We start from the raw sequence: 20,570 nt of genomic DNA on the forward strand, positions 1-20,570 counted from the left end.
GGGAGAGCATGACGACTGCGTTCATGACGCCGGCGCCCGTTCACGCGCCGGCGCGGCATACGGGACGGGCCCGCCTGTGGTGGCTGCTGGCGGCCGGGTGGGCCGCCCACGTGGCGTTACGGCTGTGGCTGTACCGGTATCACACCGGGCCGGTGGCGAACCCGGACGAGACCGGCTACCTCCTCGCCGCCCGCTGGCTGGCCGGCGGGCCGGGCGCCGACCTGACCGGCTCGACCTTCTACCAGGGCGGCTATCCGCTGCTGCTGGTCCCGATCTTCTGGCTCACCTCCGACCCCGTCCTGGCGTACCGGCTGGTGGCCGGGGCGGGGTCGATGGCGGCGGCGAGCGCGTACCCGCTGGCGTACCTGCTGCTGCGGCGGATGGGCCTGGGCAGGCGGGCGGCGCTGATCACGGCGTTCGTCGCGGCGCTGTCGCCGGCGCTGGTGGTGTTCTCCGGGCTGGCGCTGACGGACGCGATTCTGCCCGTGCTCGTCCTGGCCTGGCTGGTCGCGCTGCACGACCTGGTCGCCTACCGGTCGGCGCGGGCCGGGGCGGTGGCGGGCGCGCTGGCGGCGTTCGCGATGGCGACCCATCTGCGGGGGAGCGTGGTCCTGGCGGTCTGCGTCCTGGTCGTCGTGGTGGTGTGGGCCGGCAGGAGGGCGGTGGCGCCGGGCCGCGGCAGGGCCGCGGGGCCGGTGGTCGCGGCGCTGGCGAGCGCGGCCGTGGTCGCGGTGGCGGGCAAGGCGCTCAACGGGGCGCTGGGCGCCGCGCTGTATCCGGGCGGGCCCCGCGACCTGTCGGGGCTGCTGGTGTCCAGGCTCACGAGCCTCGAAGGGCAGGCGTGGGCGCTGTCGGGCGCCGCCGGGCAGCTCTGGTACCTCGTCGCCGGCACCTGGGGGCTGGCGGGCGTCGGCCTGGCGGGCGCGGCGGCCACGCTGGTACGGCGGTCCGCCCCGTACGCGCACCGCGTCCTGGCGGGCGCGCTGCTGCTGACGACCCTGGGCATCGCGTACGCCTCCTCGGCCGCCCTTCCCGACGAGCACCGCGTCGGCAACTACGTCTACGGGCGCTACCTGGCCTGCGTCGCCGTGGCCTGGACGCTCGCCGGCCTGATCGTCCTGGTGAAGGGCGGGCGCCTGGCCGTGGTGCGGCACGCGCTGGCCGCCGCCGGGCTGCTGGCACTGACCGGCGGGGTGGCCGCCTGGTACGCGGGGGACCGGCTGGAGCGCTACGCGTTCATCGCGTTCGACTTCCCCGAAGTGATCTTCCTCACGGGTGAGAACGACGCGCTGGACCTGGTCGCGGCCTCCGTGCCCGCCCTGGTCCTGCTGGCCTGCCTGACCGGGGCGGCCTTCCTGACCGCCCGCCGGGGCAGGCTGCTGGTGGTGGGCGTGCTGGCGCTGATCGACATCGCGTTCACGGCCGGGCAGGCGCCCGCCCGCCCGTCGGGCGGCCCGGACTGGCTGCCCGCGCCGCCTCCCGGACGCGTGGCGGTGGACCGGCGGGTGAAGTGGAACATCTGGGTGCCGCTGGCGTACCGGGTGTCGTGGACCCGGATCGAGTTCTACAACGGCCGGCCCCCGTCGGGCGCGTGCACCGCCGTGGTCCCGTACGGGACGGCACCGCCGCCGGGCTGGGCCGCCACGGGACTCGGCGGTGCCCAGATGGGCTGGACGACCTGGTCGAACGGCCGCTGCCGCTGAGCCCTCAGGCCCGGGCGCTCAAGGCCCGCCTGCCCTGCGCGGCGGCCATCGCGACCCCCGCGGCCTGTGCCAGCCCGGCCGCCACCAGGAGGAGTACGGTGGCCGGCTGCCACCCGGGCAGGCCGCCGGCGAAGTCAGGGGCGCGGTAGAGCCCCGCCAGCGCCTTGGCGGGGTTGACCAGCGCGACGAGCACCGCGAGGGCGTACGGGACGATCAGGACGCCCGACAGCACGAGCAGGGGCGTGCGGCCCCGGCCGCCCCGCCGCAGGAGCACACCGATGACGGCGTACACCACTCCCAGGATCCCCACGACGACCGCGGTGGCCAGGACCAGCCACCAGGAGTCCCTGCCCACCGCCGTCATCCCGTCGGCGGCGAGCCGGCCGCCCGCCCACTCCGGGCCCGCGATCTGCGCCTTGACGGCCGCCTCGATGGCCGCGAGGTTGACCCCCGCGTACGCCGCCGCCAGGACCGGCCCCAGCGCCGGCAGGACGAGAGCGGTCAGCCACCTCTTGCCCGCCATCCGGCCCCCCTCTCCGCTCCGGACAGCTTCTCAGAAAGCGGGCATCCGGAGCTATCCGAGGGAGCGCAGGCCGGCGAGCGCGATCTCGGCCGCGCGGCGCGCCGTGCTCGACATCTGCTCCGCCGACAGGTCGTGGCAGAGGTCGGCGACGATCGCCAGCTTCACCGCCCCGAACATCGCGCCCACCGCTGCGGCCGCCTCCACCTGGTCCAGCTCGGGGTAGGCCGCGCGCAGCGCCCGCACCAGCGCGGTCTGGCTCTCGAGCAGCATCACCAGCGCCCGCGCCCGCAGCGTGGGCTCCTTGAGCACGAGCCGGATCCGCAGCTCGGCGTCCTCGAACGTGAGCTCTTCGTACGTGGTCAGCCAGGTCAGGCTCTGCTCCACGATCCGCAGGAGCGCGTCGCCCGGCGACTCGCCGGGAGCCCTGCCGGCCAGCGTCGCGACGGCCAGCTCCATCTTGCGGGCGGAGTCGTAGAAGACCACGTCCTCCTTGCTCGCGAAGTAGCTGAAGAACGTGCGCGTCGACACGTCGGCCTCCGCGGCGATCTCCGCCAGCGTGGTCTCGTCGAAACCCTTCTCGTCGAACAGCCGGAGCGCGGCCTCGATCAGTGCCCGGCGCGTGCGCTGCTTCTTGCGCTCCCGCAGTCCCACGCTGCCGTTATCCACCATGACGGAACTATACTGCATGCGGATATGTTTTTCATGCATTGAAGTTTTGCAATCAATGAGGTTTTCTGGAGGTGAAGCTCGGAAAGGAGCCGAAACATGTCCGACGTGACGTTTCCCACCGACCGGCAGCGCCCGTTCGATCCGCCCGACGAAGCCATCGAGCTGCGAGAACGGGCGGACATGCACCGCATGACCTTCGCCGACGGCCACCGGGGCTGGCTGGTGACCGGCTACTCCGCCGCCCGCGCCGTGCTCGCGCACCCGCGCTTCAGCAACCGCCCCGAGCTCGCGCACCCGCCGATCCCGGGCTCCCTGCTCCGGGCGAGGATGCAGAAGGACGCGAAGACGCCGCCCGGGTTCTTCCTGCGCATGGACGAGCCCGAGCACGCGCGCTTCCGCAGGCTGCTGACCGGCCAGTTCACCGTGCGCAGGATGAAGATGCTCGAACCCAGGGTCGAGGAGATCGCCAACGCCTGCCTGGACGACATGGCCGCCGCCGGTGGGCCCGTGGACCTCGTGGAGAAGTTCGCGCTGCCGATCCCGTCGCTGGTGATCTGCGAGCTGCTCGGGGTGCCGTACGATGACCGCGCGCAGTTCCAGGAGGACACCAAGCTCCTGGTCAACCTGGAGAGCAAGGCCGAGGACGCGATGGCCGCGTTCGGCCGGATCACGGCGTTCATGTACGGGCTCGTCCAGCGCAAGCGCAAGCAGCCGGCCGACGACCTGATCAGCGGGCTCATCGAGAGCGGCGAGCTGGACGACGAGGAGCTCGCCGGGGTGTCGCTGCTGCTGCTGGTGGCCGGGCACGAGACGACCGCCAACATGCTGGGGCTCGGCACGTACGCGCTGCTCACGAACCCCGCGCAGCTGGCCGCCATGCGGGACGACCCGTCGGTGGTGGAGAACGGCGTCGAGGAGCTGCTGCGCTACCTCACGATCATCCACCTCGGCCCGATGCGCACCGCGCTGGAGGACGTCGAGATCGAGGGCAACGTCATCAAGGCGGGCGAGTGCGTGGCGCTCCACCTGCCCACCGTCAACCGCGACCCGTCCCGCTTCCCCGACGGGGACCGGCTCGACGTCGCCAGGCCCGCGGGCGGGCACCTGACCTTCGGCCACGGCATCCACCAGTGCCTGGGGCAGCAGCTCGCCCGCATCGAGATGCGCATCGGGTACCCTGCGCTGCTGCGCCGCTTCCCAGGTCTACGCTTGGCCGTAACACCCGAGGAGGTGCCGATGCGCTCGGACATGAGCATCTATGGAGTGCACCGCCTCCCAGTCACTTGGTAGGTCACCATGGAAATCAAGGCAGATACGACGGTGTGCATCGGGGCGGGCATGTGCGCGCTGACGGTGCCGGAAGTGTTCGACCAGAGCGAGGACGAGGGCACGGTGGTGCTCCTGCAGAAGGTGCCGCCCGCGGAGCTGGAGGACGGCGTCCGTCGCGCCGTGACCCTCTGCCCGTCGGGGGCCATCTCGGTCGTCTGACGACCGCCTTGCCGTCCTCCTGAACCACCCGGCCGTCGCCGCAAGCTCCCCGCGGCGACGGCTTTTTCGCGCCCTCCGGCCCATACTCGTCGAACCTGTGTTCGTGGAATCGGTTGACACCGAGCGTGATCGAAATTATGTTCGACGTAGTGACGGTGGGGCTCGCGGCTCAACGTCACCAGGACCTGGTCGCGGGCCGTTCGCTTCCCCAAGCGTTCCCCCGCGGCCAGGCTCCATGGGCGAAGGGCACGTCCTCGTCGTCGGCGGAGACGAGTGGGCGTGCCCTGGCCGGACGGGGAGTGGGGAAGCTCCTCGTCCGGCCGGCCCGGCGGAAATGTCGGTGGCGTCTGCGAATGTTGACACCACCGGCGCAGACGCCGGCGGCCGCCCACGACTCCAAGGAGGCGCGCAAGATGGCACCACGGCCTAGAGAAACGCCCGGGCCCCGGCTGTCGCCTGCGGTTCGGGCACACTTGACCGACTCTCGTTCCTGCCTGGCGGAGGCGAGCGGCGCTCGCACTCCGGCATCCCGATATGTGGCCGCCCACCTGGCGGCTCTTCGGGCGGCGGCGGCGATCCTGGCCGCCCGTCCCCGTCCCATGGAAGGCCGCAGGCGCCGCCTGCGCAGCGCCTGGGAGCTGCTGCCCGAGGCCGAGCCACGCCTGGCCGAGTGGGCCGCCTACTTCTCGGTGAGCGCCGCCAAGCGCGCCGCCGCGGAGGCGGGCATGGTCAGCCGGGTCAGCGCGGCCGACGCCGACGAGCTGCTGGCCGAGGCGGAGACGTTCGTCTCCACGGTGGAGGACCTGCTCGGCGTGCCGGGCCAGCCCCAGTTGCCGGTCAACGTCCCGCTGGCAGGCTGACCCTCCCACGTCCCTTCACCGGGCCGAGCTTGACCTTCCTGGTCCGGGCGGACGTCTCCCGTCGTCGGGTCGCGTCCCCCTCACGCCCGGGTAGGCGGTCCCAGCGCGGGGCTGACGTCGTCCTCACGCCTGGGCAGGCGTTCCCGCCGCGGGGCTGATCCCGGCCGGGTGCGCCGGGCTGATTCCGGCCCTGTGCGCCGGGCATTCCGCCCTGTGTGCGCCGGGATGGCTCCGGCGTCCGGGTGCGCCGGGTTCCGAGGTCGCCGCACCGCGCTCGCACGCCGCCCCTCGCGCGGCCGGGCGCCGACGATACGGCCCCCAATGGACGTCCCCTTGGCGGCCCACCGGCCTTGGCTTGCCGGACCACCGGCTCCTGGCGCGCGATAACGCGGCCGACCTCCGACGCGCGTCCGTCCGAGGCGGAGACGCGCGTTTCCGCGGCGTGCCCGCCCCCTCCAGCCCTGGCAGGCGTCCCCTCACGGTCTGACCTCAGCCCGCCCTGCCCCGATCGGCGCCGCGAGCAGGAGGACCGCATCGCCCCGCCCTGGAGCGGGGCTTGAGCGCCGAGGTGACGGCCCATGGGGTGCGCACCACCGATCCCGCTCGCTCGGTGGTGCATCCCGCTGGGACCCTCGTACGCCAGTAAGCGCTTTCCCGGACCGCCGCCCCGTGCGAGGGCGAATGCGGTCCACGGTGCCCCATGCCGCCGGGAAAACGCAGCAGGCGGGGGAGGGGCGTTCGATGCCGGGTGGCTCGCCGGCCGCGTGGCGGCAGCGAGCCCTCAGGCGCGCGAGGCGGCCTCAGAGCGGGGTGAGACGGCCTCGGAGGGAGGGGGCGACCTCAGGGGAGAGAGACAGCCTCAGAACGACTCGACGGCGCGGCGCGCCTCGGCGTCGAGGACGCCCCAGCTGATCAGCTCCTCGGTCAGCTCGCTCGGCGACTTGTCGTAGATCACGGCAAGCGAGCGCAGGTCCTCCTGGCGGATCGACAGCACCTTGCCGTTGTAGTCACCGCGCTGGCTCTGGATCGTGGCGGCGTAGCGGGCGAGTGCCCCCGCCTTCTCCTTCGGCAGCGTGGCCAGGCGCTCCAGGTCGATCACAAGCTTGGGCGTCGGTCCGAGCGGGCTGGGCGCGGCTCCGCCCGGCAGCAGCTCGGATACGGGCACCCCGTAGAAGTCGGCAAGCTCGGCAAGCTTCTGCACGGTCACCGCACGGTCGCCACGCTCGTACGAGCCCACGACCACGGCTTTCCACCTGCCACGCGACTTTTCCTCGACTCCATGCAGGGACAGGCCCTGCTGGGTGCGTATGGCGCGGAGTCGTGCACCCAGCGACTTTGCGTACTCAGACGGCATTGTGTGGCCCCCGGCTCTCGTATGTATCGCTCTCAGTAGATTGTGCTCCCTTGCGGCGTATGCCCTAGCCACCGGGGGGTCTGGTGCCATGCTCGGCACCATCGGTAGCCATGGCCCCAGGTTTACCCCAGAACGCCGCGAGGTGTGGTTACGCACAGTGACGGTAAAGGGGCGGACGCCTGAGGTCAAGCTGATTGGAAAAAAGATGCCGAATCCGATCCGGTAGGGATCGCCGCAATCGCCCCTCATGTCCCGCTGGTAACACTACTTCGTCAGAGTTTGACGAGAAATTTCCCCGCCCTAGGTCTGCCGCGTGAGAATCATGACAGGGCAGGTCGCGGCCCGTACGATCTTGATCGAGGTGTCTCCGAGGAAGACCCGTCTGAGTGGCCCGGTGGCGCTGGAAGCGCATATGATCATCTCGCCGGGGAGCCACGAGGTCGTGCCGAGTGCCTGGGCGACGTTGCGGCCCTCCAGCACCTCCACCTCCACGCGTGGCCGTCCGCGGGCCGCCGCCCGCAGGTTGGAGGCCGCCTCGTCGCGCAGGCGGGCGAGCATCTCCTCCTCGATCCTGGCGCGCCTGCCGGTGCTGATCACCAGCGTGACCAGCCGCAGGGGCACGTCCAGCGACGCGGCCACCGCCGCCGCGTCCTTGACCGCCGCGTCGCAGCCGGGGCCGCGGCGGTAGGCGACGGTGAGGCGTTCGAAGGCGGTGGGGGGCTGGTCGCCGTAGCCGCGCGGGGCGAGCAGCACGGGAACGGAGGACGAGTGCAGGAGCTGGTCGGCGGTACTGCCGACGGTGATGCGGCCCTTGCCGCCGCCGGAGGCCGAGCCGATCACCACGACGTCGGCGCCGCGCTTGCGCGCCAGCTCCACCAGCCCGCGCCCGCTGCCCTTGTGGGTGTGGACGACGTAGTCGGCGTCGTCGCCGGCCAGCTCGCGCGCCTGCCAGAGCGTCGCGTCGGCCTGCTCCATCAGGTACGCGCGCCACGCGCTCTCCTCGGCCCTGGCGGGGCCGGGCGCGGACCAGGCGGGCGGCTGCACGTAGGCCACCGTCAGCTGCCCGCGGACCTGCTCCTTGACCAGCGCGCCCAGCGCCAGCCCGTCCCTGCCCCTGGGCTCCGGGATGAAGCCGGCCAGCACGTTCTCGAGCTTCATTCAGCCCACCTCGGCATTCAGCCGCGAATGGCCGTAGCCGTACAGGAAGTAGCAGATCAGCCCCACCAGCATCCACAGCCCGAACGCCACCCAGGTGACCCCGGCCAGGCCCGCCATCACGATGACGCAGAAGACGGCGCCGAGCACCGGCGTGGCGGGGAACAGCGGCGTGCGGAACGTGCGCGGCAGCTCGGGACTGCGGTAGCGCAGGACGAGCACGCCGACGTTCACGATGGCGAAGGCGAACAGGGTGCCGATACTGGTGGCCTCGGCGAGCTGGCCGAGCGGCACCAGGCCGGCCAGCACCGAGATGAACGCCGCGACGATGAGGGTGTTCGCGACGGGGACCTGGTGGCGCATGTCGACCCGCTGGAAGACGCGCGGGATCAGCCCGTCGCGGGACATGGCGAACAGGATGCGGGTCTGGCCGAAGATGACGGTGAGCACGACGCTGGCGATGGCGATGACCGCCCCGAACGAGACGATGAGGCCCGGCCAGGTGGCGCCGACGGCCAGGTCGGCGATGTAGGACAGGCTCGCCTCGGTGTGCTTGGGGTCGAACTGCGTCCAGGGCATCGCGCCGATGGCGGCCACCGCGACGAGCACGTAGACGGCCGTCACGATGACGAGCGACAGGATGATCGCCAGGGGCAGGTCGCGCTTGGGGTTCCTGGCCTCCTCGCCCGCGGTGGAGGCGGCGTCGAAGCCGATGTAGGAGAAGAACACCTGCGAGGCCGCCGCCGTGATGCCGGCCACCCCGAGCGGGGCGAAGGGCGTGAAGTTCTTGGCCTGGAAGGCCGTGAACGCCACCACGCAGAAGAAGAGCAGCACCACGACCTTGATCATCACGAAGATCGCGTTCGCCGTGGCGCTCTCGGAGGCCCCGTACAGCAGCAGCCACGTGGCGAGCAGGACGATGACGATCGCGGTGACGTTGATCACGCCGCCGTCCTGGCCGGGGGAGCGGGTGATCGCCGCGGGCAGCGTGAAGCCGAACAGGGAGCGCAGGAACGAGTTGAGGTATTCGCCCCACCCCACGGCCACCGCCGCCACGGACACGGCGTACTCCAGCATGAGGCACCAGCCGCAGATCCACGCCACGAGCTCGCCCAGCGTCGCGTACGCGTAGGAATAGGACGAGCCGGACACCGGGATCGTCCCGGCCAGCTCGGCGTACGACAGGGCCGAGAACAGCGCCGTGATCGCCGCCAGCACGAACGACACCACCACCGCCGGCCCCGCCTTGGGCACCGCCTGCCCCAGGATGACGAAGATGCCGGTGCCGAGCGTGGCGCCCACGCTGAACAGCGTCAGCTGCCAGAGCGACATGGTGCGCCGCAGCTCGCCCCCCTCGCCGTGACCGCCCTCCGCGATGATGCGTTCCGTGGGCTTGGTGCGCAAGAGCCGTCCGGCCAGTGCCAACCGGGACACCCCCTACAGCGTGCTCGTCAGCGGCCACCTGCCGTTGGGTGTCACGATCGTTCCCGCTGAGCCGTCGAGTATGCGCTCGGCCTCGTCGAGTTTTCCGATCGCGGCCATGTCGCCGGTCGTCTCCACGAACCGGCACACCGCCTCCACCTTCGGCCCCATCGACCCGGCGGGGAACTCCAGGGCGCGCAGCTCGTGCGGCGTGGTGTGGGCGATCTCCGTCTGGTGCGGCGTGCCGAAGTCCCGCATGACGCGCGGCACGTCGGTGAGGATGAGGAACGCGTCGCACTCCAGGGCCTCGGCCAGCATCGAGGCGGTGAGGTCCTTGTCGACCACCGCCTCCACGCCGGTCAGCCGGCCGCGCTCGTCGCGGACGACCGGGATGCCGCCCCCGCCCGCGCACACCACGATGACGCCCTCGCGGATCATCTGGCGGATCAACCGGGTCTCGACGATGCGGCGCGGGGTCGGCGACGGGACGACGCGCCGCCAGTGGTCGCCGTCGGGCCGGACCGTCCAGCCGTACTCGGCGGCCAGCTTCTCGGCCTCCTCCCGCTCGTAGACCTGGCCGACGAACTTGGTCGGGTGTTCGAACGCGGGATCGACGGCCGTCACCAGCGTCTGCGTGACCAGGGCCTGGACCTGCCGGCCGGGCAGGGCGTTCTGCAGGGCCTGCTGCATCCAGTAGCCGATCATGCCCTGCGTCTGCGCGCCGAGCGTGTCGAACGGGTACGGCCTGGTCAGGCTGGGGTCCGCGGCGCTCTCCAGGGCCAGCAGGCCGACCTGCGGGCCGTTCCCGTGGGTGATGACCAGCTCGTGCCGGTCGGCGAGCCGGGCGAGCGTCTTGACCGCCACGCGGACGTTGGCCCGCTGGACCTCCGCGTCCGGCGGCTGGCCGCGCCTGAGCACCGCGTTGCCGCCCAGGGCGACGATGACCCGCATCCGGCCCTCCTCAGACTCCGTCGCGTTCGAGCGGGCAGCTCATGCAGCGCGGGCCGCCGCGACCCCGGCCGAGCTCGCTGCCCCTGATCGTGATGACCTCGATGCCGTGGTCGCGCAGGTAGGCGTTGGTGGTGGTGTTGCGCTCGTAGGCGACGACCACGCCGGGCTCCAGCGCCAGCCCGTTGCACCCGTCGTCCCACTGCTCCCGCTCGGCGGCGTGCAGGTCCTGCTGGGGCGTCAGGACCGTGATGGCGGGCAGGTCGATGGCGTGGGCGATGGCCCGGTGCATGTCCTGCGGCGGGTGGTCGGTGACCTTGAGCTCCTTGCGGGTCTCGCCGGGCTCGATGGTGTACGCGGGCAGCATCCCCAGGCCCGCGTACTTGGTGAACACGCCCACGTCCAGCATCGTCATCACGGTGTCGAGGTGCATGAACGCCCGCGCCTTCGGCATGTCGAGCGCCACGATCTTCCGCGCGGAGCCGGCCGCGAACAGCCGCTGCGCCAGCATCTCCACCGCCTGCGGCTGGGTGCGCTCGCTCATGCCGACCAGCACCGCGCCCCTGCCGATGACCAGCACGTCGCCGCCCTCGATGGTCGCCGGCGCGACCGGCTGGCCCGGCATCCAGCAGTGGAAGCCGCCCTGCCCGGGCCGGTTGAAGCCGTCGGCGAACGTCGGGTGGTACATGTAGACGGCCTCCATGTTGACCGTCTCCCGCATGCGGGCCTTCTTCTTCATCGCGTTGATCGACACGCCGTCGTAGATCCAGCAGGACGTGTCGCGGGTGAACAGGTGGTTGGGCAGCGGCGGCAGGATGAAGTCGTCGTCGCGCATGGTGTGGAAGGTCACCGAGCCGGGGTCGCAGCCCATCTCGAGCAGCTCGCCCTTGGTGATGCCGCCGGTCAGGTAGACCTGCAGCGTCGCGGAGTCCATCCCGTCGAGGATGTTGCGGACGTCGTCGATGGCGCCGGGGCCGAGCCAGCGCTCGTCGATGACGGCGTCGAGGATGTGCTTGCGCGCCTCGGGGATGTCGACGGTCTCCCTGAGCAGGTCGGCCAGCAGGTGGACCTTGATGCCGCGGCCGGTCAGCACCCGCCGGAACTCCTCGTGCTCCTCCATCGCGCGCTGGACCCACAGCACGTCGTCGAACAGGAACGCGTCCTTGTTGGACGGCGTCAGCCGTCTGAGCGCCAGGTCCGGTCCGTGAAGGAGCACCTGGCGCAGGTGCCCGACCTCGGAATCGACGTGAAAGGCCATCTTCGCTGCATCCCCTCCTGGCGGCTTCCCCGGGCAGTATCAGAGTCTCCCCGGGGAAGCCGGTACGCCATCCGTACCCCGATGAAGGCTCGTGACGCCACGGGAGCCCGCTCGCGTTGTTCCTGGTAGCCCCTGGTACTGTGTGTGCCGACCAACACCCTTTTAAGACCCGTCCCGTGAGGCGGGAAAGGTGGTGAGATTCGCCATGTCCGATTCCAGGGCCGTCCTGGAGGCCCCGGACATCCACCGGGCGCTTACCCGCATAGCGCACGAGATCCTCGAGCGCACCAAGGGCGCCGACGACGTCGTGCTCCTCGGCATCCCGACCCGCGGCGCCACGCTGGCCCGCAGGCTCGGCGACCGCATCGAGCAGTTCGAAGGCGTCAAGATCCCCGTCGGCTCCATCGACATCACGATGTACCGTGACGACCTGCGGCTCAAGCCCGCCAGGCCGCTCGGCCGCACCGAGCTGCCGCCGGACGGCATCGACGGCAGGGTCGTGGTGCTCGTGGACGACGTCCTCTACTCCGGCCGCACCGTGCGCGCCGCGCTCGACGCGCTCAACGACCTCGGCCGGCCCACCGCGGTGCAGCTGGCCACGCTGGTCGACCGCGGCCACCGCGAGCTGCCCATCCGCGCCGACTACGTCGGCAAGAACCTCCCGACGGCCAAGAGCGAGAAGGTCAAGGTCTACCTGCAGGAGATCGACGGCCGCGACGCCGTGCTGCTCATGAAGGGGGACGCCAAGTGAACCGCCACCTGATCTCCGCGGGCGACCTCACCAAGGACGACGCGCTCCTCATCCTCGACACCGCCGAGGAGCTGGCGAGGGTCTCGGAACGTTCCATCAAGAAGCTGCCCACGCTGCGCGGGCGCACCGTGGTCAACCTGTTCTTCGAGGACTCCACCCGCACGCGCATCTCGTTCGAGGCGGCGGCCAAGCGGCTGTCCGCCGACGTGATCAACTTCTCGGCCAAGGGGTCGAGCGTGTCCAAGGGCGAGTCGCTCAAGGACACCGCGCTCACCCTCGAGGCCATGGGCGCCGACGCGGTCGTCATCCGCCACGGCGCCTCCGGCGCGCCGCACCGCCTGGCCAACTGGGTGCACGGCAGCGTCGTCAACGCCGGCGACGGCACCCACGAGCACCCCACGCAGGCCCTGCTCGACGCCTTCTCGATGCGCCGCCGCCTGGGCAGCCTCGAAGGGCGCAAGGTCACGATCGTCGGCGACGTGCTGCACAGCCGGGTCGCCCGCTCCAACGTGCTGCTGCTCGACACGCTCGGCGCCGACGTCACGCTGGTGGCGCCGCCGACGCTGCTGCCCGTCTCCGTCGGCTCCTGGCCGTGCGAGGTCTCCTACGACCTGGACGCGGTGCTGCCGAAGTCGGACGTGGTGATGATGCTGCGGGTGCAGAAGGAGCGGATGAACGCCGCCTACTTCCCCAGCGAACGGGAGTACTCACGCCGGTACGGCCTGGACCGGGACCGGTTCGCCAAGATGCCCGAGGACGCCATCGTGATGCATCCCGGGCCGATGAACCGGGGCATGGAGATCGCCGCGGAGGTGGCCGACTCGGCGCGCTCCACGATCGTCGAGCAGGTCGCCAACGGTGTGACCATTCGCATGGCGGTGCTGTACCTGCTGCTGGGGGGAGAGAGCGCGTGATCATCAAGAATGTCAGGATTCTGGGCGGGGATCTCGTCGACATCCGCGTCGCCGACGGGGAGATCGCCGAGATCGGGCCGGGCCTGGAGGGGCCCGAGACCGTCGACGGCGGCGGCGCGATCGCGCTGCCCGGCCTCGTCGACCTGCACACCCACCTGCGCGAGCCCGGCCGCGAGGACGCCGAGACCGTGCAGACCGGCACCCAGTCGGCCGCCCGCGGCGGCTACACCGCCGTGCACGCCATGGCCAACACCTCGCCGGTCGCCGACACCGCGGGGGTCGTCGAGCAGGTGTGGCGGCTCGGGCGCGAATTCGCCCACTGCGACGTCCACCCCGTCGGCGCCGTCACCGTCGGCCTGGAGGGCAAGCACCTCGCCGAGCTGGGCGCGATGGCCGACTCGGCCGCCCGCGTGCGGGTCTTCTCCGACGACGGCAAGTGCGTGGACGACGCCGTGCTGATGCGCCGCGCCCTCGAATACGTCAAGGCGTTCGACGGCGTCATCGCCCAGCACGCCCAGGAGCCCAGGCTCACCGCCGGGGCCCAGATGAACGAGGGCGTGGTCTCCGGCAGGCTCGGCCTGACCGGCTGGCCCGCGGTCGCCGAGGAGGCGATCATCGCCCGCGACTGCCTCCTGGCCGCCCACGTCGGCTCCCGGCTGCACATCTGCCACGTCTCCACGGCCGGCTCGGTCGAGATCATCCGCTGGGCCAAGTCCAAGGGCTGGAACGTCACCTGCGAGGTCACCCCGCACCACCTCCTGCTCACCGACGACCTGGTCGAGGAGTCCCCGGTGGGCGCGTACAACCCGATCTACAAGGTCAACCCGCCGCTGCGCACCCGCGCCGACGTCGAGGCGCTGCGGGCCGCGCTGGCCGACGGCACGATCGACATCGTCGCCACCGACCACGCCCCCCACCCGGTCGAGGACAAGGAGACCGAGTGGTCGGCCGCGGCCATGGGCATGGTGGGCCTGGAGACGGCGCTCAGCGTGGTCCAGGAGGCCATGGTCGAGACCGGCCTGCTCGACTGGGCGGGCGTCGCCCAGCGCATGTCCGTCGTCCCGGCCCGCATCGGCCGGCTCGGCGGCCAGGGGCAGCCGCTGGAGGTGGGCGCCCCGGCCAACATCACGCTGTACGACCCGTCCGCGCGCACTGAAGTGGATCCGTCCGCATTCGCGTCGAAGAGCAGGAACACCCCCTATGAGGGGATGACGCTGCCCGGCCGGGTGGTGGCCACGTTCCTGCGCGGCAGGGCGACCGTTCTCGAAGGGAAGCTGGTTTGAACACATCGGTGCTCGTCCTGGAAGACGGCCGCGTCTTCCAGGGACGTCCGTACGGCGCCGAGGGCGAGACGTTCGGCGAGATGGTCTTCAACACCGGCATGACCGGCTACCAGGAGACCCTCACGGACCCGTCCTACCATCGGCAGATCGTCGCCATGACGGCGCCCCACATCGGCAACACCGGCGTCAACGACGAGGACCCCGAGTCCGGGCGCGTCTGGGTCGCCGGCTACGTCGTGCGCGAGCCGTCCAGGATCGTCTCCAACTGGCGGGCCAACCGCTCGCTCGACGACTACCTCAAGGAGCAGGGCGTCGTCGGGATCGCCATCTCCGGCACCCGCGCGCTCACCCGCCACCTGCGCGAGCGCGGCGCCATGCGCGCCGGCATCTTCACCGCGCCCACCGTGCCGGTCGAGGAACTGGTCGAGCGGGTGCGCCAGTCGCCCCGCATGGAGGGCGCCGACCTGGCCGCCGAGGTGGCCACCGCCGAGCCGTACGTGGTGCCCGCGATCGGAGCCAAGAGGTTCACGGTCGCGGCCGTCGACCTCGGCATCAAGGGCATGACGCCGCACCGGATGGCCGAGCGCGGCTGCGAGGTGCACGTGCTGCCCGCGACGGCCACGTACGAGCAGATCATGGCGGTCGAGCCGGACGGGGTCTTCTTCTCCAACGGGCCCGGCGACCCCGCCACGGCCGACGTGAGCGCGCTGCGAGGGGTGCTGGAGGCCAGGGTCCCGTTCTTCGGGATCTGCTTCGGCAACCAGCTCTTCGGGCGGGCCCTGGGCCTTTCCACCTACAAGCTGCGCTACGGGCACCGGGGCGTCAACCAGCCCGTCCAGGACGTGCGCACCGGCAAGGTCGAGATCTCGGCGCACAACCACGGGTTCGCGGTGCGGGCGCCGCTCGACGGGCCGTTCGAGACCCCGTACGGCCAGGCCGAGGTCAGCCACGTCAACCTCAACGACCGCTGCGTGGAGGGGCTGCGCCTGCTCGACGGGCGGGCCTTCAGCGTCCAGTACCACCCGGAGGCCGCCGCGGGGCCCCACGACGCCGCCTACCTTTTCGACGAGTTCTGCGAGGTCATCAGCCGTGCCCAAGCGTGAGGACATCAGGTCCGTCCTGGTGATCGGCTCGGGGCCGATCGTGATCGGCCAGGCGTGCGAGTTCGACTACTCCGGCACCCAGGCGTGCCGCGTGCTGCGGGCCGAGGGCTTCCGCGTCGTCCTGGTCAACAGCAACCCGGCGACGATCATGACGGACCCCGAGTTCGCCGACGCCACGTACGTCGAGCCGATCACCCCCGAGTACGTCGAGAAGATCATCGCCAAGGAGCGGCCCGACGCGCTGCTGCCGACCCTGGGCGGGCAGACCGCGCTCAACACCGCGGTCGCGCTGCACGAGTCGGGCGTGCTGGAGAAGTACGGCGTCGAGCTGATCGGCGCCGACTTCGACGCGATCCAGGCGGGGGAGAACCGCGAGCGGTTCAAGGAGATCGTCGCCAAGGTGGCCCGCGAGCGCGGGCTCAACGCCGAGTCGGCCAGGTCGGCCATCTGCCACACGATGGAGGAGTGCCTGGCCGCCGCGGATGAGCTGGGCTACCCGGTCGTGGTCAGGCCGTCGTTCACCATGGGCGGGGCCGGCTCCGGCTTCGCCTACGACGAGGTGGACCTGCGCCGCATCGCCGGCGCCGGCCTCGACGCCTCTCCGACCACCGAGGTGCTCCTGGAGGAGTCGATCCTCGGCTGGAAGGAGTACGAGCTGGAGGTCATGCGCGACAAGCACGACAACGTCGTCATCGTCTGCTCCATCGAGAACATCGACCCGATGGGCGTCCACACCGGCGACAGCGTCACCGTCGCGCCCGCGCTGACCCTGACCGACCGCGAATACCAGAACATGCGCGACGTCGCCATCGCCGTCATCCGCGAGGTCGGCGTCGACACCGGCGGCTGCAACATCCAGTTCGCGGTCGACCCGCGCACCGGTCGCATGATCGTCATCGAGATGAACCCGCGCGTGTCCCGATCGAGCGCCCTGGCCTCCAAGGCCACCGGGTTCCCGATCGCGAAGATCGCGGCCAAGCTGGCCATCGGCTACACCCTCGACGAGATCCCCAACGACATCACCAAGGAGACCCCGGCCTCCTTCGAGCCGACGCTCGACTACATCGTGGTGAAGGTGCCGAGGTTCGCGTTCGAGAAGTTCAGGGGCGCCGACCAGACGCTCACCACGCACATGAAGTCCGTGGGCGAGGCCATGGCCATCGGCCGCTCCTTCCCCGAGGCGCTGCAGAAGGCGCTGCGGTCGCTGGAGAAGAAGGAGTCCTCCTTCTCCTGGGCGGGCACGCCGGGCGACAAGGACGAGCTGCTCGAGCGCTGCCGCACCCCGCACGACGGGCGGCTGCGGACGATGCAGCAGGCCATCAGGGCGGGCGCCACGCCGGCGGAGCTGTTCGAGGCGACCAGCGTCGACCCGTGGTTCGTCGACCAGCTCTTCCTGCTCCACGAGGAGGCCGGGGAGATCGCCGGCGCCGCCGAGCTGACCTCCGAGGTGCTCGAGCGGGCCAAGCGGCACGGGTTCAGCGACGCCCAGATCGGCGAGATTCGCGGCATCGACGAGGCCCGGGTGCGCGACCTGCGCCACGCGCTGGGGCTGCGGCCGGTCTACAACACCGTCGACACCTGCGCCGCCGAGTTCGCCGCGAAGACGCCGTACCTCTACTCCACCTACGACGAGGAGAACGAGGTCCCCTCCGGCGAGCGCCAGAAGGTCATCATCCTCGGCTCCGGGCCCAACCGGATCGGGCAGGGCATCGAGTTCGACTACGCGTGCGTGCACGCCTCGTTCGAGCTGTCCAGGGCCGGGTTCGAGACCGTCATGGTCAACTGCAACCCGGAGACCGTCTCGACCGACTACGACACCTCCGACCGGCTCTACTTCGAGCCGCTCACGCTGGAGGACGTGCTGGAGGTCGTCTACGCCGAGCAGCAGACCGGGCCGGTCGTGGGCGTGATCGTGCAGCTCGGCGGCCAGACGCCGCTGGGGCTGGCGCAGGCGCTCAAGGACGCGGGCGTGCCCGTGGTGGGCACCTCGCCGGAGTCGATCCACCTGGCCGAGGAGCGCGGCGCGTTCGGGCGGGTGCTGGCCGAGGCGGGGCTGCCCGCGCCCAAGCACGGCACCGCGCTCACCGTCGCCGAGGCCCGGGAGATCGCCGAGGAGATCGGCTACCCCGTGCTCGTCCGGCCGTCCTACGTGCTCGGCGGCGCCGGCATGGCCATCGTGTACGACGAGGAGACGCTGACGACGTACATGGCGGCCCAGGAGGGCGGCCACCCGGTGCTGGTGGACAAGTTCCTGGACGAGGCCATCGAGATCGACGTCGACGCCCTCTACGACGGGTCGGAGCTCTATCTCGGCGGCGTCATGGAGCACATCGAGGAGGCCGGGATCCACTCCGGCGACTCGGCGTGCGCGCTGCCGCCCATCACGCTCGGCAGCCACGACATCAAGCGCATCCGCGCCGCCACCGAGGCCATCGCCGCCGGGGTGGGCGTGCGCGGGCTGCTGAACGTCCAGTACGCGATGTCGGCCGGCGTCCTCTACGTCCTGGAGGCCAACCCGCGGGCCAGCCGCACCGTGCCGTTCGTGTCCAAGGCCACGGCGGTGCCGCTGGCCAAGGCGGCGGCCCGGGTGATGCTCGGCGCGTCGATCGCCTCGCTGCGCGAGGAGGGCATGCTGCCCGAGACCGGCGACGGCGGGACGCTGCCGCTGGACTCGTCGATCGCGGTCAAGGAGGCGGTGCTGCCGTTCAACCGGTTCCGGGGCGTGGACATCGTGCTGGGGCCCGAGATGCGCTCCACGGGCGAGGTCATGGGCATCGACGAGTTCTTCGGGATCGCGTTCGCCAAGTCCCAGGCGGCCGCCTACGGCGAGCTGCCGACCAAGGGACGCGCGTTCGTGTCCGTGGCCAACCGGGACAAGCGTGCCATGATCTTCCCTGTGAAGGCGCTCGCGGATCTCGGATTCGAGATCCTGGCCACCGAGGGGACCGCCGAGGTGCTGCGCCGCAACGGCGTCCATGCCAAGATCGTGCGAAAGCAGAGCGAGGGTCCTGGTCCCGGAGGTGAGCGCACGAGCGTGCAGGCCATTCTCGACGGCGAGGTCGACCTGATCGTCAACACGCCCTTCGGCAGCCCCGGGCAGTCGGGGCCGCGGCTCGACGGCTACGAGATCCGCACCGCCGCGGTGCTGCGCGGCATCCCGTGCATCACCACGGTGTCGGGGCTCGCCGCGGCGGCGGCGGGCATCCAGGCGATCGTCCGCGGCGATGTCGGCGTACGGTCGCTCCAGGAGCACGCACAGGCACTCCGGGGCTGACCCCGCACGGGAGGTGAAGACGACTGGCCGGCACTCCGGTGCAGGTGACGGGCACGGTGCTGACCACGCGCCGGGTCGACGCCTACCATGCGCTGACGGTGGTGGCGCCCGGCATAGCCGAGCGCTACCGCCCCGGTCACTTCGTCTCCGTCGCGGTCGGCGGGGGCCAGACGTCGATGGTGACGCGCCGCGCGCTGTCGATCCATGACGTCAAGTCCGACTACGGCGGCACGGTCGAGCTGGTCTTCACCGCCCGGGGCCCCGGCACGGCGTGGCTGGCCGAGCGGCGCGCCCGCGACACGCTCGACCTGGTCGGCCCGCTCGGCCGGCCCTTTCCGCTGCCGCGCGACCCGGCGCACTGCGTGCTGGTCGGCGCCGAGTACGGCTCCGCGGTGCTGTTCCCGCTGGCCGACGCGCTGCTGGCGCGGGGCTGCCGGGTCGACTTCGTGCTGGGCGGCGCCGGGGCCGAGCGGGTGTTCGGGGCGATGCGGGCCCGCCGCATCGCCGAGACCACCACGCTGACCACCGAGGACGGCTCGCTCGGGCTCCGCGGCAAGGTCACCGACGCGCTACCGTCGGTGATCGCCGACACGCGGGCCGACGCCGTCTACGCCTGCGCGCCGATGGAGACGCTGCGGGCCGTGACGGCGGTGTCGATGGAGTTCGACATCCCGGTGCAGGTGGCCGTCGAGGAGTCGATGGCCTGCGGCATCGGGGTGTGCATGACGTGCGTGCTGCCCGTCATCGGGGACGACGGGGTGACCAGGATGGTGCGGGCGTGCGCGGAAGGACCGGTGTTCCGGGGGGAGCGGGTGCGCTTCGAGGACGTGGGAACGATCCCGTTCGACGCGCTCGGCGCCCCCGGAGGCGGTGCACGACATGTCAGTTGATATGCGGACATTTCTGGCGCATGTGGAGCTCGCGAACCCGATCACCACGGCCGCCGGATGCGCCGCCTCCGGGCGGGAGCTGGCCCAGTTCTTCGACCTGCACCGGCTCGGCGCGCTGACCACCCGCTCCATCACCATGGCCCCGCGTGCCGGGCGGCCCACGCCGCGCATGGCCGAGACGCCCTCGGGCATGCTCAACGCGGTCGGCCTGCAGGGGCCGGGCATCGACGCGTTCCTGGAGCGCGAGCTGCCCTGGCTCGCGCAGCGGGGCATCAAGACCATCGTCTCGATCGGCGGCGGCACCGTCGCCGAATACTCCGAGCTGGCCCGCAGGCTCGCCGACGCGCCCGGGGTCACCGCCCTCGAGGTCAACCTCTCCTGCCCGAACATCGAGGACCGCGGCCGCGTCTTCGCCCGCGAGGGCAGCGCCGCGGCCGAGGTGATCGCCTCGGTCCGCTCCATCATGCGCTACGACGTGCCGGTCGTGGCCAAGCTGGCCCCCGACGTGGCCGACATCGTGTCGGTCGCGCGGGCCTGCGTGGACGCGGGGGCCGACGCGCTGTCCATGATCAACAATCCGCTGGGCATGGCCATCGACACCGAGGCGCTGCGGCCCTCGCTCGCCGCCGTGACCGGAGGGCTGTCGGGGCCCGCGATCCTGCCGCTCGCCGTACGGTGCGTGTGGCAGGTCCACGCGGCCCTGCCCGGGGTGCCCCTCATCGGCATCGGCGGCGTGATGAGCGGCAGGGACGCCTTCCAGCTCGTCCTGGCGGGCGCCTGCGTGGTCGGAGTGGGCACGGCGCTGTTCCACGACCCCTACGCCTGCCTGCGCATCGAACGCGAGCTTGAGGACCTTCTGAGGGCCCGCGGCTTCCAGCGCCTGGCCGACGCCGTCGGCCTCGCCCACCGTCCGCCGGGGAGCGCCCCCCGCCACCTGCTCGTCGACTCCGAAGAGAGCACACCATGATCATCAGC

Annotated in this window: 18 protein-coding genes; 11 read left to right on the forward strand and 7 right to left on the reverse strand. The window is 71.5% G+C overall.

The features are described from left to right. The first annotated feature begins 8 nt into the window (after window positions 1-8). The gene (locus HD596_RS31915; protein ID WP_185072960.1) at window positions 9-1,703 is read left to right on the forward strand and encodes a hypothetical protein; all 1,695 of its coding nucleotides are present in this window, start codon (window positions 9-11) and stop codon (window positions 1,701-1,703) included. Window positions 1,704-1,707: 4 nt separating this feature from the next. On the opposite strand, the gene HD596_RS31920 is transcribed toward HD596_RS31915, so the two are convergent. Both HD596_RS31920 and HD596_RS31925 read right to left on the reverse strand, forming a co-directional pair. Beyond that, entirely contained in the window at window positions 1,708-2,226 is a 519-nt protein-coding gene (locus tag HD596_RS31920) for a hypothetical protein (RefSeq protein WP_185072961.1), read from the reverse strand. Window positions 2,227-2,277: 51 nt separating this feature from the next. Next, window positions 2,278-2,895: a TetR/AcrR family transcriptional regulator gene (locus HD596_RS31925; RefSeq protein ID WP_185072962.1), complete on the reverse strand. Its 618-nt coding sequence runs from the start codon at window positions 2,893-2,895 to the stop codon at window positions 2,278-2,280. Window positions 2,896-2,991: 96 nt separating this feature from the next. Between HD596_RS31925 and HD596_RS31930 the strand changes: the two genes are divergently transcribed. From HD596_RS31930 to HD596_RS31940, 3 genes are all read left to right on the forward strand, one after another. Then, window positions 2,992-4,185: a cytochrome P450 gene (locus tag HD596_RS31930; protein ID WP_185072963.1), complete on the forward strand. Its 1,194-nt coding sequence runs from the start codon at window positions 2,992-2,994 to the stop codon at window positions 4,183-4,185. 6 nt (window positions 4,186-4,191) lie between these two features. After that, complete coding sequence (locus tag HD596_RS31935) at window positions 4,192-4,383, forward strand: ferredoxin (RefSeq protein ID WP_185072964.1); 192 nt, start codon at window positions 4,192-4,194, stop codon at window positions 4,381-4,383. Window positions 4,384-4,856: 473 nt separating this feature from the next. Then, window positions 4,857-5,243 (forward strand): SAV_6107 family HEPN domain-containing protein, encoded by a 387-nt coding sequence (locus HD596_RS31940; protein WP_246555000.1) that lies wholly within the window; start codon window positions 4,857-4,859, stop codon window positions 5,241-5,243. An 859-nt stretch (window positions 5,244-6,102) separates the two neighbouring features. Here HD596_RS31940 and bldD read toward each other — a convergent pair. The 5 genes from bldD to HD596_RS31965 all read right to left on the reverse strand — a co-directional run bounded on the left by bldD (window position 6,103) and on the right by HD596_RS31965 (window position 11,380). Continuing rightward, complete coding sequence (gene bldD / locus HD596_RS31945) at window positions 6,103-6,597, reverse strand: transcriptional regulator BldD (RefSeq protein WP_026214021.1); 495 nt, start codon at window positions 6,595-6,597, stop codon at window positions 6,103-6,105. Window positions 6,598-6,897: 300 nt separating this feature from the next. Beyond that, window positions 6,898-7,755, reverse strand: coding sequence for a universal stress protein (locus tag HD596_RS31950; RefSeq protein WP_185072965.1), 858 nt, complete (start codon window positions 7,753-7,755; stop codon window positions 6,898-6,900). Next, a complete protein-coding gene (locus HD596_RS31955; protein WP_185072966.1) occupies window positions 7,756-9,186 on the reverse strand; it encodes an amino acid permease in 1,431 nt (476 codons plus the stop codon). A 3-nt stretch (window positions 9,187-9,189) separates the two neighbouring features. Beyond that, window positions 9,190-10,125 carry a carbamate kinase gene (gene arcC / locus HD596_RS31960; protein ID WP_185072967.1) on the reverse strand — a complete coding sequence of 312 codons (936 nt, stop codon included), beginning with the start codon at window positions 10,123-10,125 and terminating at the stop codon, window positions 9,190-9,192. Between the two features lie 10 nt (window positions 10,126-10,135). Beyond that, a complete protein-coding gene (locus HD596_RS31965) occupies window positions 10,136-11,380 on the reverse strand; it encodes an arginine deiminase (protein WP_185072968.1) in 1,245 nt (414 codons plus the stop codon). Window positions 11,381-11,585: 205 nt separating this feature from the next. Between HD596_RS31965 and pyrR the strand changes: the two genes are divergently transcribed. The 7 genes from pyrR to HD596_RS32000 are packed head-to-tail and all read left to right on the forward strand — an operon-like array spanning window position 11,586 to window position 20,562. Further along, complete coding sequence (gene pyrR, locus HD596_RS31970) at window positions 11,586-12,131, forward strand: bifunctional pyr operon transcriptional regulator/uracil phosphoribosyltransferase PyrR (protein ID WP_185072969.1); 546 nt, start codon at window positions 11,586-11,588, stop codon at window positions 12,129-12,131. Then, complete coding sequence (locus tag HD596_RS31975) at window positions 12,128-13,045, forward strand: aspartate carbamoyltransferase catalytic subunit (protein WP_185072970.1); 918 nt, start codon at window positions 12,128-12,130, stop codon at window positions 13,043-13,045. Before pyrR ends, HD596_RS31975 begins: the two co-directional genes overlap by 4 nt. Further along, complete coding sequence (locus HD596_RS31980) at window positions 13,042-14,328, forward strand: dihydroorotase (protein ID WP_185072971.1); 1,287 nt, start codon at window positions 13,042-13,044, stop codon at window positions 14,326-14,328. Before HD596_RS31975 ends, HD596_RS31980 begins: the two co-directional genes overlap by 4 nt. Continuing rightward, window positions 14,325-15,431, forward strand: coding sequence for a glutamine-hydrolyzing carbamoyl-phosphate synthase small subunit (carA, locus tag HD596_RS31985; RefSeq protein ID WP_185072972.1), 1,107 nt, complete (start codon window positions 14,325-14,327; stop codon window positions 15,429-15,431). Before HD596_RS31980 ends, carA begins: the two co-directional genes overlap by 4 nt. Next, window positions 15,418-18,705: a carbamoyl-phosphate synthase large subunit gene (carB, locus tag HD596_RS31990; protein ID WP_185072973.1), complete on the forward strand. Its 3,288-nt coding sequence runs from the start codon at window positions 15,418-15,420 to the stop codon at window positions 18,703-18,705. Before carA ends, carB begins: the two co-directional genes overlap by 14 nt. A 38-nt stretch (window positions 18,706-18,743) precedes the next feature. Further along, the gene (locus HD596_RS31995; RefSeq protein ID WP_313045296.1) at window positions 18,744-19,595 is read left to right on the forward strand and encodes a dihydroorotate dehydrogenase electron transfer subunit; all 852 of its coding nucleotides are present in this window, start codon (window positions 18,744-18,746) and stop codon (window positions 19,593-19,595) included. Continuing rightward, on the forward strand, window positions 19,585-20,562 hold the full coding sequence (locus tag HD596_RS32000; protein WP_185072974.1) for a dihydroorotate dehydrogenase: 978 nt from the start codon (window positions 19,585-19,587) through the stop codon (window positions 20,560-20,562). Before HD596_RS31995 ends, HD596_RS32000 begins: the two co-directional genes overlap by 11 nt. Window positions 20,563-20,570 lie beyond the last annotated feature (8 nt).

The organism is Nonomuraea jabiensis (assembly GCF_014204795.1).
Taxonomy (GTDB): Bacteria; Actinomycetota; Actinomycetes; order Streptosporangiales; family Streptosporangiaceae; genus Nonomuraea; species Nonomuraea jabiensis.

What these genes read in the sequence shown, in the direction of transcription:
- HD596_RS31915 (WP_185072960.1), top strand. Translation starts at nt 9, where the DNA reads ATGACGACTGCGTTCATGACGCCGGCGCCCGTTCACGCGCCGGCGCGG.
- HD596_RS31930 (WP_185072963.1), top strand. Translation starts at nt 2,992, where the DNA reads ATGTCCGACGTGACGTTTCCCACCGACCGGCAGCGCCCGTTCGATCCG.
- pyrR (WP_185072969.1), top strand. Translation starts at nt 11,586, where the DNA reads ATGTCCGATTCCAGGGCCGTCCTGGAGGCCCCGGACATCCACCGGGCG.
- HD596_RS31950 (WP_185072965.1), bottom strand. Translation starts at nt 7,755, where the DNA reads ATGAAGCTCGAGAACGTGCTGGCCGGCTTCATCCCGGAGCCCAGGGGC.
- HD596_RS32000 (WP_185072974.1), top strand. Translation starts at nt 19,585, where the DNA reads ATGTCAGTTGATATGCGGACATTTCTGGCGCATGTGGAGCTCGCGAAC.
- bldD (WP_026214021.1), bottom strand. Translation starts at nt 6,597, where the DNA reads ATGCCGTCTGAGTACGCAAAGTCGCTGGGTGCACGACTCCGCGCCATA.
- HD596_RS31925 (WP_185072962.1), bottom strand. Translation starts at nt 2,895, where the DNA reads ATGGTGGATAACGGCAGCGTGGGACTGCGGGAGCGCAAGAAGCAGCGC.
- HD596_RS31920 (WP_185072961.1), bottom strand. Translation starts at nt 2,226, where the DNA reads ATGGCGGGCAAGAGGTGGCTGACCGCTCTCGTCCTGCCGGCGCTGGGG.
- arcC (WP_185072967.1), bottom strand. Translation starts at nt 10,125, where the DNA reads ATGCGGGTCATCGTCGCCCTGGGCGGCAACGCGGTGCTCAGGCGCGGC.
- HD596_RS31965 (WP_185072968.1), bottom strand. Translation starts at nt 11,380, where the DNA reads ATGGCCTTTCACGTCGATTCCGAGGTCGGGCACCTGCGCCAGGTGCTC.
- HD596_RS31935 (WP_185072964.1), top strand. Translation starts at nt 4,192, where the DNA reads ATGGAAATCAAGGCAGATACGACGGTGTGCATCGGGGCGGGCATGTGC.